Raw genomic sequence first — 16,162 nt, forward strand, 5'->3', positions numbered from 1 at the left:
ATGTTTCAGATTACGAAAATTGATGAGAATAACCCCTTACGTTTTATGTCCATTAATAAATGGACAACGATATTAAGTGTGGTTTTGATTGTGCTCTCGCTTTCAGCTTTGGTAACTAAAGGTTTGAACTGGGGTCTGGATTTCACCGGTGGCACCCTAGTTGAAGTTGGTTTTGAGCAACCAGCGGATTTAGAAGAGTTACGCACTGTATTGGAAGGGAACGAATTTGGTGATGCGGTAGTGCAGAACTACGGTACCCAACGTGATGTTCTTGTACGTATTCCCCCGCGGGAAGATGCGGCTTCAGATACGATTGGTAATGAGCTATTAACGGTTCTACGCGCGAATATCGATGGTGGCATTGATGTTCGGCGTGTTGAATTCGTAGGCCCACAGGTAGGTGAGGAGCTCGCCGAAGCTGGTGGCCTAGCCATGTTAGTTGCGCTAATTTGTATCTTGGTTTACGTATCGTTCCGTTTTGAATGGCGCCTTGCACTCAGTGCTGTAGCCGGTTTGGCACAGGACGTTACGTTAATCTTAGGCTTATTTGCGCTGCTGCAAATGCAAGTAGATTTAACTATTCTGGCAGCGTTACTCGCTGTAATAGGTTACTCACTGAACGACAGTATCGTGGTGGCGGATAGGATTCGAGAAAACTTCCGGAAATTACGTAAAAATACGCCAGAAGAAGTGATTGATATTTCCTTGAGCCAAACGTTGAGCCGTACCTTGGTAACATCACTTACCACCTTATTGGTGTTGCTCGTACTCATGTTCTTTGGCGGCCAGATGATATTTGGCTTCGCTGTAGCACTATCAATGGGTGTTGTTGTGGGTACATACTCATCCGTATTTACGCGCAGTACGTTAGTATTAGCAATGGGTATTTCGCGTGAAGATCTAATGCCACCAGAAGTTGAGAAAGAAGGTGAAGAGCAAGATAACTATTTATAATCTTTGCGCTTAACTTGTTCTTAGCGATGTTAAGAAACCCTCAATGCCTGAGCTGTTGGGGGTTTTTTCTTTTTCTCTGTGGTAATCTTTACCGAAGCTATATAAATGGGAAAACGAGGAAAAAGAATTATGTTATTTGTTGTTTCTCCAGCTAAAAATTTAGATTACGAAACACCGGCGCCAATTGAACACTTTAGCCAACCTGAAATGTTGGATGATGCCGCCGCGCTCGTTAAGGTGTGTAAGGAATTATCGCCGCAACAACTTGGCTCTTTGATGAGCATTAGCGATAAGCTTGCGGGTTTAAACGCGGCGCGCTTTGCCGAGTGGGCAACGCCTTTCACTGAAGATAATGCCAAACAAGCCGTATTTGCATTTAACGGCGATGTGTATACAGGTCTTGATGCCACGTCATTAACAGAAGGTGATTGGCAGTATGGCCAAAAGCATATGCGTATTTTGTCGGGCCTGTACGGCGTACTCAAACCCCTTGATTTAATGCAGCCATACCGCTTGGAAATGGGTACCAAATTAGATAACCCGAGGGGGAAAGACCTGTACAGTTTTTGGGGCGAGCGTATTACGGAAAAACTAAATGAGGCAATTAAAGATACCGGCAGTGATGTATTAATTAATCTTGCTTCGAATGAATATTTCAAATCCGTTGTCACCAAGAAACTTAACGCCAAGGTAATTACGCCAGTATTTAAAGATACAAAAAATGGTAAATTGAAGGTGATCAGCTTCTACGCTAAAAAAGCTCGTGGTTTAATGGCACGCTATATTATTGAGAATAAGCCGAACTCTCTGGCAGAATTGCGGTCTTTCTCTGCAGCGGGTTATTACTTTGATGAATCGATGTCGTCTGAGAAAGAGCTAGTTTTTTGCCGAGATGAGCAATCATAGTAATAGCAAAATTCGTTCATATTAGGTGGTTAAAGGAGCAGGTATGGGTTCGCAAGAAAAAACCGATGATATTCAAAAAGACGATAGCAAAATTAAGCAACAGCGTTTAATTGGTGTAGCTATTGCGGTTATTTTGATCGTCGTCATCGCACTATGGCTTACTCGTGGTGGCGAGCCTGAGGTTGAGCCAGCGCCGGTACTTGAGCCAGTAGAACAAATAGCTGAACCAGAGCCAATGCCCGAGCCAGAGCCCGAACCTATGCCAGAGCCCATGCCTGAACCGGAGCCAGAGCCCCTACCAGAACCCGAACCTGCGCCGGAGCCTGAGCCAGAACCGGAGCCCCTACCTCCTTTGAACGAAGCAAGTGATGTTGTGTTGCAGGAGTTGGCTGAGCAAGAAGTTAATATACAGCCCGTGCAAGCAGAAAATATGCTACGTAAACTAGTTGTATTCGTTGATAATATTGCCCGCGGAGAAATTGTTCGCGAAGCCGCTGTTATTAATGGGCCACAATCACGCTTTATTGTGCAGCGTATTGATGGCCAAATTTACGTGGATGAGCGCAGTTACAGCCGCTATAACGATATCGTAAGCTGGTTCTATGAAATGGATACTGATGTTTTAGTGGATCAATTCGAGCGCTTTCAACCGGTATTTGAAGAAGCTTTTGGCGAAATCAAAGAACCTGGTTTAACCTTTGAAGAGCGCGTTTTGGATGCGATCGCAATATTGCTCGATACGCCGGAACCACGAGGTTTGTTGGCGCTGAGCGATGAAGAAGTCATGTACACCTATGCCGATCCAGAGCTGGAAAACTTACCTGCGGCGCAAAAGCAAATGTTGCGTATTGGCCCGGATAATCGTGCATTAGTGAAATCAAAATTACGTGAAATTCGGCAGAGGCTTTCTCAATAGTGTTGCGACATCCATCTAGCTATCAATACCTGCCAACTCGGGGCAATAGATTTAGCCGCTGGGTTGGTCGGGTAGGCTTAAAAATCCTCGGTGGTTGGAAGATTGTGGGAGAAATGCCTGATTTGCCGAAAGCCATTATTCCAGTGGCACCACACACATCAAATTGGGATTTCTTTGTGGGTTTATGCGTAAAGCTCGCATTGGGCCTTCGCCTGAATTTTCTAGGCAAACATTCGATATTTGTATTTCCAGTTAAAGGTTTACTCACATGGTTAGGTGGCATTCCAGTGCAGCGCAGCAGTGCGCAAGGAATTGTCGGCCAGATTGTTGAGCAATTTCGGGAGCGCGAGCAACTGGTAGTCGTGATAGCGCCGGAAGGGACACGAAGTAAAGTGAGTGAATGGAAAAAAGGCTTTTTGCATATGGCAAGCCAAGCCCATGTGCCGGTGGTACCGGTGGCTTTTTGTTTTGCTACGCGGTCAATTCTCATTAGCGCACCAATGGAGGTGGGCGAGGATACCGAAGAGGCATTAGCGCGGATAAAGAACTTTACCAACCAAGCCACAGGTAAAAACCCAGAACTTCAGTAATCAGCGAAGGGAATGCGCGTAGATTTACTGCGCTTATATTTACCGATTCCAGCTAAATTATGCTATTCTTCGCGCCTAATTTAACGGCAGGCATTTGTGGTTATCGATGCACCTGCTTGGTATGAACAAACTCTATGGTGAGTTGAAAGGATTGATCATGAACGTTATCGAAGCGGGTGTTGCGGCACCTGGTAAAAAAGTAGCTATTGTAGTATCTCGCTTTAATAGTTTCATCGTAGAGAAACTCATGGAAGGCGCGATCGATACCTTAGTACGTATTGGTCAAATCAAATCAGATGATATCACGGTCGTAAAAGTACCGGGCGCATATGAGCTGCCAGTAACAGCTAAAAAAGCAGCCGCATCGGGCAAATATTCAGCAGTGATTGCGATTGGCGCGGTAATTCGTGGCGGCACGCCTCATTTTGATTTGGTGGCTGGGCAAGCGAATTCAGGCTTAGCGCAAGTTGCCTTAGAAACCGGCGTGCCGGTTGCTTTCGGGGTAATTACTACCGATACCGATGAACAAGCAATTGATAGAGCCGGCGTGAAGCACGGCAATAAAGGTTCAGAAGCCGCTTTAAGCGCTTTAGAAATGATTAACGTGCTTGAACAGCTATAAGGAGAATCGCGTGAAACCTGCAGCTCGCCGTAAAGCACGTCGTTTAGCCCTCCAAGCGGTATATTCTTGGCAGTTAACCGAAAATAGTATTTCTGATATTGAAGCTGAGTTTTTAGCCGAAAATGACGTTAGCAAAGTTGATGTCGATTATTTTTTAGATTTGGTTCGTGGTGTTGCCGGGAATCATCAAAATCTAGATCAGGCCTTGGCGCCTTTTACTGATCGCCCCTTTGTTGATTTAGACCAAATCGAACGTGCAGTATTGCGCGTAGCAGCCTACGAGCTAAAATCACGCCTCGATGTACCCTATAAAGTAGTGATGAACGAAGCCATTGAATTAGCCAAAGCCTTCGGCGCTGATGATAGCCATCGCTTCGTAAATGGCGTGTTAGATAAAGCCATCGATACCCTTCGTGCCGCTCGTCAGTAATCTATCTAAGAAAATGAATATCCGCACCGATGAATTTTCGTTAATAGCGAAATACTTTCAACGTTCTCATGGAGCCGGTGATGATGCCGGCTCTGCTGTTTCTGCAAGTTCGCAAAATCGCAGCCGCCGAGATATAGCTGTGGGTATTGGCGATGATGCGGCCATAGTTATTCCGCCAACAGGATGTGGTATTGCCGTAACAACCGATACCATGGTTTCTGGTGTGCATTTCGATGAAAAAGTGCCGGTTGATGCCATAGGCCACAAGTTAGTTGCCGTGAACTTAAGCGATTTAGCAGCAATGGGGGCGGAGCCGGCATGGTTATCTTTAAGCTGTGCGTTTCCGAGCATTGATGAAAACTGGCTTACGGCGTTCAGCCGTGGTTTTTTCGCCGCACTAGATTACTATCATTGTGAACTCATTGGCGGTGATATTACCAAAGGTCCGCTTACTCTAACTTTAACAGCCCAGGGCATTGTTCCAGCTGAGCGCTATTTGAAGCGCGAGGGTGCACAGCCCGGTGATCGTATTTATGTAAGTGGTACGCTTGGTGATGCAGCCTTAGCGTTAGCTGCGCAGCAAGGCAAAGTATCGGTTCCGCCTGAGCACATGGCTGCGCTTGAGAAGCGTTTATTTTATCCAACCCCGCGGGTGGCGCTAGGGCAACTCTTGCGTAATCAAGCTACGTCAGCGATAGATTTATCCGATGGCTTGCTGGGTGATATTCAGCACATTCTGGTGGCTTCTGGGGTGGGTGCGCGTATTCAGCTCGATACCTTACCGTTTTCCCAGGCGTTTGCCGAGAGTATCTCTGGGCCCGATGGTTGGCGGTATCAAATAGCCGGTGGCGATGATTACGAATTGTGCTTTACTATTCCAGAAAGCCGCTGTGGAAATTTAGAAACATTAGCGCTGCAAGCAGGCGTAAAGGTAACATGTGTTGGGATAATCGATGGCTCTCGTGAGCTTCGTTTTTTCGAGAAGAATCAAGCATGTGATATCGATTTTCACGCTTATAGCCATTTTCAAGGCGCTTAGAATTAATTGAGGGGTAGTTAGTATGGCTCGTAAGCAAAGTATTCGGGAGCTGGTAAAACAGCCTATTCATTTCCTGTCTTTTGGTTTTGGCTCAGGGCTTGTACCGAAGGCACCCGGCACTTTCGGAACTTTACCGGGTATTGTTTTAGTGTGGTTATTTGCGGGCTTAGATACGGCGGCTTACATGGGCGTTGTAGCCTTTGTTACTATTGTTGGCGTTTATCTTTGTGGCGCCACGGCAAAAGCCATGGGTGAACATGATTCTTCGCACATTGTGTGGGATGAAATCGCCGGCTATATGATTGCAATGATTGCGATTCCAGTGAGCTGGCAGGCTTTGTTGTTGGCATTCGTGTTATTTCGTATTTTTGATATTTTAAAGCCTTGGCCGATCCGCTGGCTAGATAAGCATGTAGATGGCGGGTTCGGTATCATGGTCGACGATGTCTTAGCTGGGTTTTTTGCGCTAGTGTTGATGCACATAGCGTTAACTCTAGGCTGGTTACCACTTTAACTTGTTGCGCGCGTAGCGTGAAAATCGAATGTATCCGGCGCTAAAAATTAGCGCAGGCAAAAACAAAAAGCCCGAATTAAATTCGGGCTTTTTAATATTCTAGATTCGCGGCAAAACTAAGCGTTAATTCTAGCCTTAATTTGAGCCGTTATTCCCTCGGCATCAAGCTGCAGCTCTTTGCGAATTTCATCTTGGCTTCCATGTTTGATGAAGTTATCAGGTAAGCCTAGGTGAAGTACTTTGCTGTTAACACCGGCAATAGCCAGAGCCTCACTCACCGCACTGCCGGCTCCACCTTGTACGGCGTTTTCCTCTAACGTAACCAGCCATTCATGTTCTTTAGCTGCAGCGAATAACGCATCCGTATCGAGCGGTTTTACGAAACGCATATCGATAAGGGTGGCATTGAGCTCCTTTGCAACGAGTTTTGCTTCTTCGAGAAGGATACCAAAATTCAAAATAGCGATGCTCTTGCCGTTACGAATAGTGCGGCTTTTACCGATGGGGAGATTCGTTAGTTTCGTATACTCTACGCCAATACCGTTGCCCCGTGGATACCGAACCGCAGCCGGGCCTTTATAATGATAACCAGTGCTTAGCATTAACCGACATTCATTTTCATCGCTTGGGGTCATTAAGACGAGATTTGGAATACAGCGCATGAAGCTTAAATCAAACGCACCTTGGTGCGTAGGGCCATCAGCACCTACGATGCCTGCGCGATCAATCGCAAATAGTACATCTAAATTTTGCAGTGCAACATCATGGATAAGTTGGTCGTAGGCGCGCTGTAAAAACGTAGAATAAATAGCCACGATCGGTTTCATGCCGGCAATCGCTAGGCCAGCTGCAAAAGTAACAGCGTGTTGTTCAGCAATGGCAACATCAAAATATTGCTTTGGGAATCGCCGCGCAAACTCAACCATACCTGAGCCTTCACGCATAGCTGGCGTGATGGCCATGAGTGCATCATCATTCTCTGCAACCTCACATAACCACTCGCCAAACACAGCTGAATATGAAGGAATGCTGGGTGCTTTGCTCGGTAGAGAATCGATACTGGGATCGAATTTAGGCACACCATGATAACCGATCGGGTCCTTTTCGGCTGGCGCGTAGCCTTTCCCTTTGCGAGTTACTACGTGAAGTAATTGTGGGCCTTTCAAAGTACGCATATTGCTGAGGGTTTCAACCAGCGCGTTCACATCATGGCCATCAATTGGGCCGATGTAGTTGAAGCCGAGTTCTTCAAAAATAGTGCCCGGTGTAACCATGCCTTTCACGTGCTCTTCTGCTCGGCTAACGAGCTCACGCATACTCGGAATAGCGCTCAGCAATTGTTTGCTACCTTCGCGCAACGAGGTATACATTTTGCCGGAAAGCACTCGAGCAAAATGATTATTCAATGCACCAACGTTTTCTGAAATCGACATGTCGTTATCGTTGAGAATCACTAACATATCAGGCGCAATATCTCCTGCGTGGTTCATGGCCTCAAACGCCATGCCCGCGGTGAGTGCGCCATCACCGATAATAGCTACGGTTTTTCGATTTTCAGCTTCTTTTTGCGCGGCTATGGCAAGCCCTAAAGCAGCACTGATCGAGGTGCTTGAGTGCCCAACAGAGAGCACATCATATTCACTCTCTTCGCGCCATGGGAAAGGATGCAAACCATCTTTTTGCCGAATAGTGTGCAGCTGCTCGCGCCGGCCCGTTAATATTTTGTGGGGATACGCTTGGTGGCCTACATCCCAAACGATATTATCGAAAGGTGTTTTGAATACATAATGCAGGGCTACGGTAAGTTCTACCGTGCCTAAGCCGCTAGCCAAATGGCCACTACTTTTACTCACTGAGCTCAGCAAAAACTGACGCAGTTCATCGCTAACCTGATTTAATTTTTGCTTCGGTAAGCCACGCAAATCTGCTGGCGAATCGATCAGGCGTAACAATGGAAAACTTTGGTTTTGTTTTTGCGTCATATTAACTACCGGTCTCGGGTTACTAAGTATTCAGTAAATTGCTCTAAAACAACTGTATTGTACGGGATCAAAGATAGTGCGTGTAGCGCTTTTTGGTGCAGTTGGCGGAGTAATTCTTGTGAGCCGGCTAAACCCAGTAATGCAGGGTAGGTGGATTTTGCTAACGCGGCATCTGCTCCTTGAAGTTTGCCAAGTGCTTGCGTAGTTCCTGTTACGTCCAAAATATCATCCTTCACTTGAAAAGCTAGGCCAATGGTATCCGCAAAGTTGTCCAGAGCTTTCAGTGTTTGCTCATTAATTACATTGGCGCTAAGGGCTCTTTTTTCGCTAAGGGCTCTTGTTTCGCTAAGGGCTCCTCCCGCGCTGAGGGCTCTTTTTTCGCTAAGGGCTCCTTCCGCGTTGAGGGCTCCTTGCGCGCTGAGGGCTCCAAGCCGAATGGCGGCACGCAACAGTGCGCCGGTTTTTAGTTCATGTATTTGCGCTAAGGCATCTTCTTCAATCGTTATCCCCGTAGCTGCAATATCTAACGCCTGCCCACCGCACATTCCATTTAGGCCGGAAGCGTTTGCCAAAGTAGCTATCATGGCAAGTTGCTGCTGCGCGTTTATCTCAGCCATGGGTTGAGATAACAATTCAAAGGCTAAACTCTGCAGCGCATCACCGGCTAAAATCGCCGTCGCCTCATCAAATTCGATATGGCAGGTGTTTTTGCCTCGGCGAAGCGCATCATCATCCATAGCGGGCAGATCGTCGTGCACCAGAGAATACGCATGGATACACTCAATAGCCGCTGCAGGTGCATCTAGCACCGATTCATCGGCACCAAGCATACTACCCGTGGCATAAACTAAAAAAGGCCGAACTCGCTTACCGCCGAGGAGAACCGCATAAGCCATAGCCGCTCGCAAATTTTCTGCTGGCGCCTTTCGTTCAATAATTGATGTTAAATAATTTACGTGCCGTTCGCGGTAATAGTTCAGGCGCTCAGCTAAGAGTTCTTCAGCAGACATTCCGTTTTAGCCTTCCAGAGTTAGCAACAGAGATATGCACTAATCGTGCGAAGTTGGCGTTTCAGAAAACGGGTTTAGTTCTTCTGAGCCGTTTTGTTGCATTAATATTTGAACCTTCTGCTCTGCCTGTTGCAATTTCTGTTGGCTAATCCGCGATAAAAAAACAGCGCGCTCAAACTGTTTTAATGATTCTTCTAGCGGTAACTCACCTTCTTCTAAGGCACTCACAATTTGTTCTAGCTCTGCCATGGCTTGCTCGAACCCTAAAGATTCGCTGTTTTTTTCGCTGCTCATGAATGTGTTCTCGCATCTTCAAAATATACTCATAAAATAACACAGCTACTGGCGAATCTGCATCGCTTTTGCAGATTCCTTTTTCCGATTTACCCAGAAACAGGATACACTCACTACTCACAACAGCGTTTTTTAATTTGCGAAGCCAATGTTGTTAGCCCTAGGCAGTTTTAAATCTGAGAAAAGATTGACAGAACTAGCTGAGGAAGCAAACAGAGAGAGCTAGCTGGAAGAAAAAGCCGAGAGAGTAAATAGAAGGAACTCGGTTTTGTGCTCCTTTAGGCGCAAATAAAGTTCATTTGAATAAGGATAATGTTACAGGTGTTTTGGCGTATTTTATTTTTGCTGGTTGTTGTTGTGGTTTCTGCTCTATTTGTTGTGCAAACACCACCCACTCCGGCCGCAGCTAGTTTTCCGAATGCCGATAAAGTAGTTCACTTTGGGCTTTTCTTTATTTTAGCAACCACCATGCATCTTGCTTTTCGAGCGCGTTTGTTAATAGCCATCCCGCTATTATTGGTTTACGCCGTTGTTATTGAGATAGTGCAGCATCACATTCCAGGCAGGGGCGCTGAAGTTTTGGATGTGGTAGCCGATATGCTCGGCGTTTTAGCCTTTTATTTAGCTCGAGCGCTTTACAAAAATAGAAAAAAACGCAGCTTATGAGCTGCGTTTTTTGATTGGGTCTACTTTTTGTTTTCCTTTCACCGTGCTCATATTCGGGCGCGCACCTTTTTGTTTGGTGCCCTTAGGTGAACTACTCTTACTTCCTTTTAATGCCTTTTTCTTTTTCTTAGATTTTGATTTCTTGTGTGGCTCTGGAAACTTGAATTTAGGCCTTAGTTCAGGAATGAATCTGCGCTCTAAACGCTCGGTAAGATAGCGTTCAATGCGGCCAAGGTTTTCGGCGTCATGAGCCTCTACCAGCGCAATCGCTGTACCTGTTTTACCGGCTCGGCCAGTACGGCCAATGCGGTGCAAAAAGGTATCGCCTTTGCGAGGTAAATCATAATTAACTACTAATTCAACATCGGGAATATCTAAGCCACGAGCCGCTACATCGGTGGCAACCAAGATACGTTGACGAACATCGGAAAACGATTTTAAACGTTTCTGCCGTTCATCTTGGGGCAAACCACCTTCCATAGCTACCGCGCCATAGCCCATACGCTGTAAAGCTTCGGCTAGCTCATGAGCACGTTCGCGCTTACGCACAAACACCAAAACGCGACCGTTGAAATCCCCCAGCAAGTGTTTCAGAAGGGCTTGTTTATGTTCAGCGTCATCGGCAATGTGCACCCATTGATGAATTTTACCTTTCTCTCGGCGTGGCGGCTCAACATTGATAAATTCCGGCTTTGCGAGCACCTGTTTACTAAAGGTTGCAAGGGTGTGGTGATCTGCAGTAGCAGAGAATAAGAGGCGCTGGCGCAAGTTCATGGCTTCATTGATAATTTGCTCTACAGGTTGGCGAAAGCCCATATCAAGCATGCGGTCGGCTTCATCCAACACCAGTATTTCCAGCGCTTCAGCACTAAACTTTTCATCACCTAAATAATCGAGTAAGCGCCCGGGAGTAGCGATAACGATATCAAGGTTTTCTTTAAATGCACCCGTATGGCTGCCAAAATTCACGCCACCGGTAACCGTTAGGGAAGTAAGGCCAACAGCCGCGCATAATATTTCTGATTGCCGGCCGATTTGTTCTGCAAGCTCTCGTGTTGGCGCGAGTACTAAAACGCGCGCTGATCCCGGAGATCGGCGAGGATAATCAATTAAATGCTGAATCGCAGGCAACAAAAAGGCTAGTGTTTTGCCAGTACCCGTGGGAGATGCCGCTAGCACATCGCGAGCGTCAAGCGTTAAAGGAATCACTTCCTGCTGAATTTTAGTGGGCTTCATTAAGCCTGCATCCAACAGTGTATTTATTAGTGCCGAATCAAGTTCGAGCTGATCCCATTCAGGATTCATTCGCAGACAACTCCGTGCTAGCTTTATCGGAAACCGCAAAGATACGGCTTAGTTCAATGATTAACTGGTTTAACTCGGCACTCATTAGCGCAAAATCAACGTCTAACTGCTCAGCGCGGCTCTCAGGATTCAAATCATCGCGTTGCTCTTTCAACACATCACTAAAGCGAATGCGCTTAACCGCATAATCATCGGTTAGTAAGAAGCTTAGCCGTTCATCCCACTCTAACGCAACTTGTGTTGCTAGTTTTCCATGCTGTAAGTGCAGGTTGAGTTCATCAGTGGTTAAATCGTGCTGTTTAAATCGAACAATCGATTCATCCTCACCAAAACTACGAAGTTCCGCCTCCATTCCAAACTCAAAAGGTGCTGGCGCCGATTGTTGCTTGAGCCACTCGGTGAAAAACACTTCTGCAGTTTGTTCTGCACCCCAAGGTTTTATCGGTAGAGAGCCTAAACAGCTACGCAGAAGTGCGGTGAGATCTTCTGCACGGCTCGCGCTCAAAGTGTCCACGAGCAAGCGTTGGTTGGTTAAATCGATCATTGCCCAAGTTACCGCAAACTTGCTCAATGCTTGTGGAAGCAAGCGATGGACAATATCTTCTTTCGCGGCTTGTTGCTCTTTTCGTGGCATAGGGCGTGCGTTTTCTTGCTGAAATTGCTCACGTAGTTGATCTAACTCCGCGTTTACCGCACTGGCGGGCATCACTTTTTCTTCTTTCTTTGCGCAAAACAATAAATTATCCGCCACTCGATGCAGCAAAGGGCCATTCTCTTCACCTACCGGAGGCACCCAACCAAAACTTGCAGGTTCCTGCCGTGAGCAAGGCGTAAAACGCCGCTCTTCTAGCAGTTTTTCGGCCTCATCAGACCAAGTGAACGGTTGCGTAAATTGATAAACGCGCAAGTTTTTAAACCACATAATTGCGGATGCTCCAAGTAGGCGAGGGTGATAAATGATGCCGCATAATACCTGAGTATCGTTGGTCTGTCAGGTTGCATTAATTAAAGTTATCGGAAAACTAAAATGATACCGTAAACCCTGGCCCGGTTCGCTGGCCACCGAAATTTCACCTTGCAACCGCTCGGTAACGAGCTCATGAATGATGTGCGTACCTAAACCGCTGCCGCCTTGATCGCGACAGGTAGTGAAAAAGGGTTCGAAAATCCGTTGCAGCGCCTGTGTACTCATCCCAATTCCGTTATCTTCATAGCTAACCTCTAACTTTTCTTCGTTGTGCTGAATAGTTATCGTTATCTCGCCAGATTGCTGCTCGGAGAACCCATGGGTTAAGCTATTTACAATCATATTTGTAAGAATTTGCGCCAGCCCGCCGGTAATGAAGCGAGCGAGAATATTTGGGCAGTTCACTCGTACCTGAACATTTTGCTTTTGCAGTTTCGGCCTTAAGGTTTTAATGATTCGCTGCACATATTCTTTAACATCAACCGTGCGCATGGCTTCAGAACTTTGATCTACGGCAACCTGCTTAAATCCATGCATAAGTTCATTGGCTCGATTAAGGTTGGTTTCGATCAGCTCTGCAGATTCTGCAATATGGTTAAGAGAGTTCTGTAGTTGCTTGGCGGTCAATTTGTCATCCTTGAACTGCTGCTGAAGTTTTAAAAGCTCCTCACGTAAAAAAGACGATGCGGTAATGCCAATTCCAATGGGCGTGTTAACTTCATGGCTGATACTTGCTACTAAATTACCTAGAGCTGCCATTTTTTCACTGTTTAAAAGTTGTTGGCGCGCTTGCTGCAAAAACTCCACGCTGTCAGCTAATTCCTTGTTGCTTTGTTTTAATTTCGATTCTGTTATTCGGCGTTGATGAATTTCATGCTCAAGCGATTGTTGGCGCACCTCTAGCTCATGGCGGCGGCGATCAAGATCGAGCATTAAATTGCTAATACCCATTGTTTTCTCAGCTACTTCTTGGGCCAAAACCGAATTCTGCTCGGAAAGCTTGCGGTTTGCTTTGGTTAACTCTTGTTGTGCGCTTGCAAGCTGAATTTGGTGCTCTCGTAATCGTTGCAGAAGGTCATTGTAGGCATCTTCTAAGAGGCTAAATTCGTTGTTCTCTAGTTGCTGCAACTGAATACTCGATGTTTCCACAGATTCAGGGTCAAAGTTTTGTATTTGCCGAATAAGTTCTTCTAGAGGTGTGCGTAAATAAAAGCGAAAGGCGAGTGAAAATAGAAGGATGAGTAGGCTACTTTTTATTATTGCGGCAAAAATGAGCAGGATAAGGCTAGGTGTTAAACGCTCGATAGTAACATCGCGATTAGAAAGTAAAATAATATCGCCAACGAGCTGTGAGGTATTACCAAATTCAAAAACGAGTGGGCTATAATAACCAAAGGTACCTTGCTTTTCCGGAATCGGTCCAGCGGTTTCTAAAGTGCTGAAATCCAACGCTGAATCGGTGATGCCCTTACGCACTAAAATGCGCTGTTCATCATCGCGAACAATAACGCCACTGATTGCTGGAACATTAATTAGGCCTTCGACGAGATCTTCGGTTTGTAGTTCGTTGAACTCCCAAAGAGAGCGAGTGATACTGCTCGCAAAGGTATAATGCTGGTTGCGAAGATCGTTAAGCAAGCTATTACGGGTATTTTGATATTCCGCTGCGATTTGGCCACTGGTAATAATAAGCGTTAGCAAAAAATAAACCGTGAGAACGCTCGTGAGCAAGGTCCGTGTAATACTTCGGCTTGAGTGCGATTTTACTTGAGTGTTGGCATGTTTCACGAAAATTCTCTCACCTGTAGCTCAAATGTGGTGTAGTAGAACGAAATCAGCAGCGCATAGATTGCAGCTTCGCCTATTTAAATGCAACCGAATCGTTTTGTAGAATCGTTGCCTGTAATATTTTTGACATAAATTATGCATAAAATAGAAGCATAAATGTAATTGAACCGATACATAAGATTCATCAATACGTTATACTCGGCGAATAAATGAGCATTTAACCAAACCTTTATTTCTTCAAAATGACGACACTGCTTGTGCTTAGCGCAGGCGTTACCGGAGACACGAAATGACATTCCAAAAACCTTCTTTTCGGCCAAGTTTGGTGCTTACTGTGCTAGCTAGCTTATCGTTCTCTGCTTATGGGAATACCAATCCAGCGCCGGAAATTGATTTTTATGGGCGTTTACATGTGTCCGGCGATTATCTGAACGATGGCGATGATGGTGGCTTGAACGTATCAAGCAATAGTAGCCGTGTTGGCTTTAAAGTGAACTACCAGTTAAGTAGCGATTTGGAATTACTCGGGCAAATTGAAAGAGGCGTTAACGTTTCTGATGGTTCTAGTACGTTTTCTGCGCGCAATAGCTTTATCGGTTTGCGAGGTAAGTGGGGCACAGTGCGGGCAGGCTATTATGATTCCCCCACTAAACGGGTTATTAATGCGGTGGAGCAATTTAGGGATCAAGTGGGTGATGGCCGAAACTTGGCTCGTGGCGGCGAGATGAATTTTGATCGGCGCTTTAAGAGTGGCGTGCATTACACATCACCCACTAAATACAATTTAACCTGGATGGCTCATTACGGGACGAGTGAAGAATCTGGCGCGAACACCAATACAGACACTGATGCATTCAGTACATCACTCACATACAAGATGAATGAATGGCAAGCCATGATCGGGTTTGAGCAACAAGATAGAGCCGATTTGGAAACCTTAGAGGCAACTCGTATTGCTCTAATTCGGGAGCAAGGCGCATGGACAAACGCACTGTTTTATCAACACGCCAGTGGTATGGATACCGGTACCATTGAAACTCTTGGAATCACCGGCGCTTATGCACTAGATGCGGAATACAGTTTGCGAGCACAAGTATATTTCCGTGACGTAAACGATAGCGATGACATGGATGCAATGATGATTAGCCTTGGTATCAGCCGCGAACTTGATACTGGCGTAACGCTTTACGCTTCGGCAGCTCATACGAATAATGATGAGCTAGGAACTGCCAATGTTGCCTCAAGTGGACGGGGTAAAAGCCTCTCGGTACCAACAGGTAATGATCCCTTTGCCATTTCATTAGGCTTGCTTTGGAATTTTTAGGATCAAGTTGATTAATGGAAGCCTAAAATTTAGTACACCTAAAATTGGGTGAGGCTAAAAATTGCACTTGAGCGTGTTATTCCGTTAAAAAAAGGTTGTTTCGTCATAAAACCGTCATACAGGGTTCTCATAATAGCAACACTATTAAGTGGATAGGTGGAGCCTTATGCCAAGTAAAGTGTTAATAATTGAAGATGAAGCGCCCATTCGCGAGATGCTTGCCTTCGTTTTAGAACAACATGGATACCAACCGTTGCAAGCAGCTGATTATCAACAAGGGCTTGAATTAATGGTTGAACCCTACCCAGATATGATTTTACTTGATTGGATGCTGCCAGGCGGAAGCGGTATCCAGTTGGCTCGAAAAGTAAAAACAACCGAGCATTTGCGGCACATTCCGATCATCATGCTTACCGCACGTGGTGAAGAGGAAGATAAGATCAAAGGTTTGGAAGTAGGTGCAGATGATTACATGACAAAGCCTTTTTCGCCGAAAGAACTTATTGCTCGTATGCGTGCTGTATTTCGCCGGGTTAATCCTACTAGCCTCGATGAACTCCTTGATATTGATGGTTTAGTGCTTGATCCTGTATCTCATCGCATTTCAGCTAACGGTGAATCGTTGGATATGGGCCCCACTGAATTTCGTTTGTTGCACTTTTTCATGACTCACCCTGAACGCGTATATAGCCGTGAACAATTGCTTGATCATGTGTGGGGCACTAATGTTTATGTGGAAGATAGAACCGTTGATGTGCATATTCGCCGCCTTAGAAAAGCAATTTCACAGCACGGCCACGATCGCTTGGTGCAAACTGTACGTGGCGTAGGTTATCGCTTTTCTACACGCTAATT

Annotated in this window: 17 protein-coding genes; 11 read left to right on the forward strand and 6 right to left on the reverse strand. The window is 45.8% G+C overall.

From position 1 onward, the window contains the following. The 8 genes from secF to CWE08_RS08190 all read left to right on the forward strand — a co-directional run bounded on the left by secF (position 1) and on the right by CWE08_RS08190 (position 5,971). Complete coding sequence (gene secF / locus CWE08_RS08155) at positions 1–954, forward strand: protein translocase subunit SecF (protein ID WP_126767410.1); 954 nt, start codon at positions 1–3, stop codon at positions 952–954. Between the two features lie 129 nt (positions 955–1,083). Next, complete coding sequence (yaaA, locus tag CWE08_RS08160) at positions 1,084–1,860, forward strand: peroxide stress protein YaaA (protein WP_126767412.1); 777 nt, start codon at positions 1,084–1,086, stop codon at positions 1,858–1,860. A 43-nt stretch (positions 1,861–1,903) separates the two neighbouring features. Next, a complete protein-coding gene (locus CWE08_RS08165; RefSeq protein ID WP_126767413.1) occupies positions 1,904–2,776 on the forward strand; it encodes a DUF3014 domain-containing protein in 873 nt (290 codons plus the stop codon). Continuing rightward, the gene (locus CWE08_RS08170; protein WP_126767415.1) at positions 2,776–3,366 is read left to right on the forward strand and encodes a 1-acyl-sn-glycerol-3-phosphate acyltransferase; all 591 of its coding nucleotides are present in this window, start codon (positions 2,776–2,778) and stop codon (positions 3,364–3,366) included. Before CWE08_RS08165 ends, CWE08_RS08170 begins: the two co-directional genes overlap by 1 nt. A 157-nt stretch (positions 3,367–3,523) precedes the next feature. After that, the gene (gene ribH, locus CWE08_RS08175) at positions 3,524–3,988 is read left to right on the forward strand and encodes a 6,7-dimethyl-8-ribityllumazine synthase (protein WP_126767416.1); all 465 of its coding nucleotides are present in this window, start codon (positions 3,524–3,526) and stop codon (positions 3,986–3,988) included. Between the two features lie 10 nt (positions 3,989–3,998). Beyond that, on the forward strand, positions 3,999–4,418 hold the full coding sequence (gene nusB / locus CWE08_RS08180) for a transcription antitermination factor NusB (RefSeq protein ID WP_126767418.1): 420 nt from the start codon (positions 3,999–4,001) through the stop codon (positions 4,416–4,418). Between the two features lie 13 nt (positions 4,419–4,431). Continuing rightward, positions 4,432–5,457 (forward strand): thiamine-phosphate kinase, encoded by a 1,026-nt coding sequence (gene thiL, locus CWE08_RS08185; RefSeq protein ID WP_126767420.1) that lies wholly within the window; start codon positions 4,432–4,434, stop codon positions 5,455–5,457. Between the two features lie 22 nt (positions 5,458–5,479). After that, positions 5,480–5,971, forward strand: coding sequence for a phosphatidylglycerophosphatase A family protein (locus CWE08_RS08190; protein ID WP_126767421.1), 492 nt, complete (start codon positions 5,480–5,482; stop codon positions 5,969–5,971). 116 nt (positions 5,972–6,087) lie between these two features. Here the strand turns inward: CWE08_RS08190 and dxs are convergent, their stop codons facing one another. The 3 genes from dxs to xseB are packed head-to-tail and all read right to left on the reverse strand — an operon-like array spanning position 6,088 to position 9,257. Continuing rightward, entirely contained in the window at positions 6,088–7,953 is a 1,866-nt protein-coding gene (gene dxs, locus CWE08_RS08195) for a 1-deoxy-D-xylulose-5-phosphate synthase (protein WP_126767423.1), read from the reverse strand. 5 nt (positions 7,954–7,958) lie between these two features. Continuing rightward, the gene (locus CWE08_RS08200; protein ID WP_126767424.1) at positions 7,959–8,963 is read right to left on the reverse strand and encodes a polyprenyl synthetase family protein; all 1,005 of its coding nucleotides are present in this window, start codon (positions 8,961–8,963) and stop codon (positions 7,959–7,961) included. Between the two features lie 39 nt (positions 8,964–9,002). After that, complete coding sequence (gene xseB / locus CWE08_RS08205) at positions 9,003–9,257, reverse strand: exodeoxyribonuclease VII small subunit (protein WP_126767426.1); 255 nt, start codon at positions 9,255–9,257, stop codon at positions 9,003–9,005. Positions 9,258–9,578: 321 nt separating this feature from the next. Here xseB and CWE08_RS08210 point away from each other — a divergent pair, with 321 nt between their 5' ends. Beyond that, positions 9,579–9,923, forward strand: a complete 345-nt coding sequence (locus CWE08_RS08210; RefSeq protein WP_126767427.1) for a VanZ family protein — start codon at positions 9,579–9,581, stop codon at positions 9,921–9,923. Here the strand turns inward: CWE08_RS08210 and srmB are convergent. The 3 genes from srmB to CWE08_RS08225 all read right to left on the reverse strand — a co-directional run bounded on the left by srmB (position 9,918) and on the right by CWE08_RS08225 (position 13,983). Next, entirely contained in the window at positions 9,918–11,228 is a 1,311-nt protein-coding gene (gene srmB, locus CWE08_RS08215) for an ATP-dependent RNA helicase SrmB (protein ID WP_126767429.1), read from the reverse strand. The two genes, CWE08_RS08210 and srmB, sit on opposite strands and share 6 nt — an antisense overlap. Then, positions 11,218–12,150 carry a recombination-associated protein RdgC gene (gene rdgC / locus CWE08_RS08220; RefSeq protein WP_126767430.1) on the reverse strand — a complete coding sequence of 311 codons (933 nt, stop codon included), beginning with the start codon at positions 12,148–12,150 and terminating at the stop codon, positions 11,218–11,220. Before rdgC ends, srmB begins: the two co-directional genes overlap by 11 nt. Positions 12,151–12,219: 69 nt before the next feature. Next, positions 12,220–13,983 carry a sensor histidine kinase gene (locus CWE08_RS08225; protein WP_198677130.1) on the reverse strand — a complete coding sequence of 588 codons (1,764 nt, stop codon included), beginning with the start codon at positions 13,981–13,983 and terminating at the stop codon, positions 12,220–12,222. Between the two features lie 289 nt (positions 13,984–14,272). Here CWE08_RS08225 and CWE08_RS08230 point away from each other — a divergent pair, with 289 nt between their 5' ends. Then, on the forward strand, positions 14,273–15,307 hold the full coding sequence (locus tag CWE08_RS08230; protein ID WP_126767433.1) for a porin: 1,035 nt from the start codon (positions 14,273–14,275) through the stop codon (positions 15,305–15,307). Positions 15,308–15,473: 166 nt separating this feature from the next. Then, the gene (gene phoB / locus CWE08_RS08235; protein WP_126767435.1) at positions 15,474–16,160 is read left to right on the forward strand and encodes a phosphate regulon transcriptional regulator PhoB; all 687 of its coding nucleotides are present in this window, start codon (positions 15,474–15,476) and stop codon (positions 16,158–16,160) included. The last annotated feature ends 2 nt before the right edge of the window (positions 16,161–16,162 follow it).

Origin of the sequence: Aliidiomarina iranensis (assembly GCF_003987135.1) — a bacterium.
Taxonomy (GTDB): domain Bacteria; phylum Pseudomonadota; class Gammaproteobacteria; order Enterobacterales; family Alteromonadaceae; genus Aliidiomarina; species Aliidiomarina iranensis.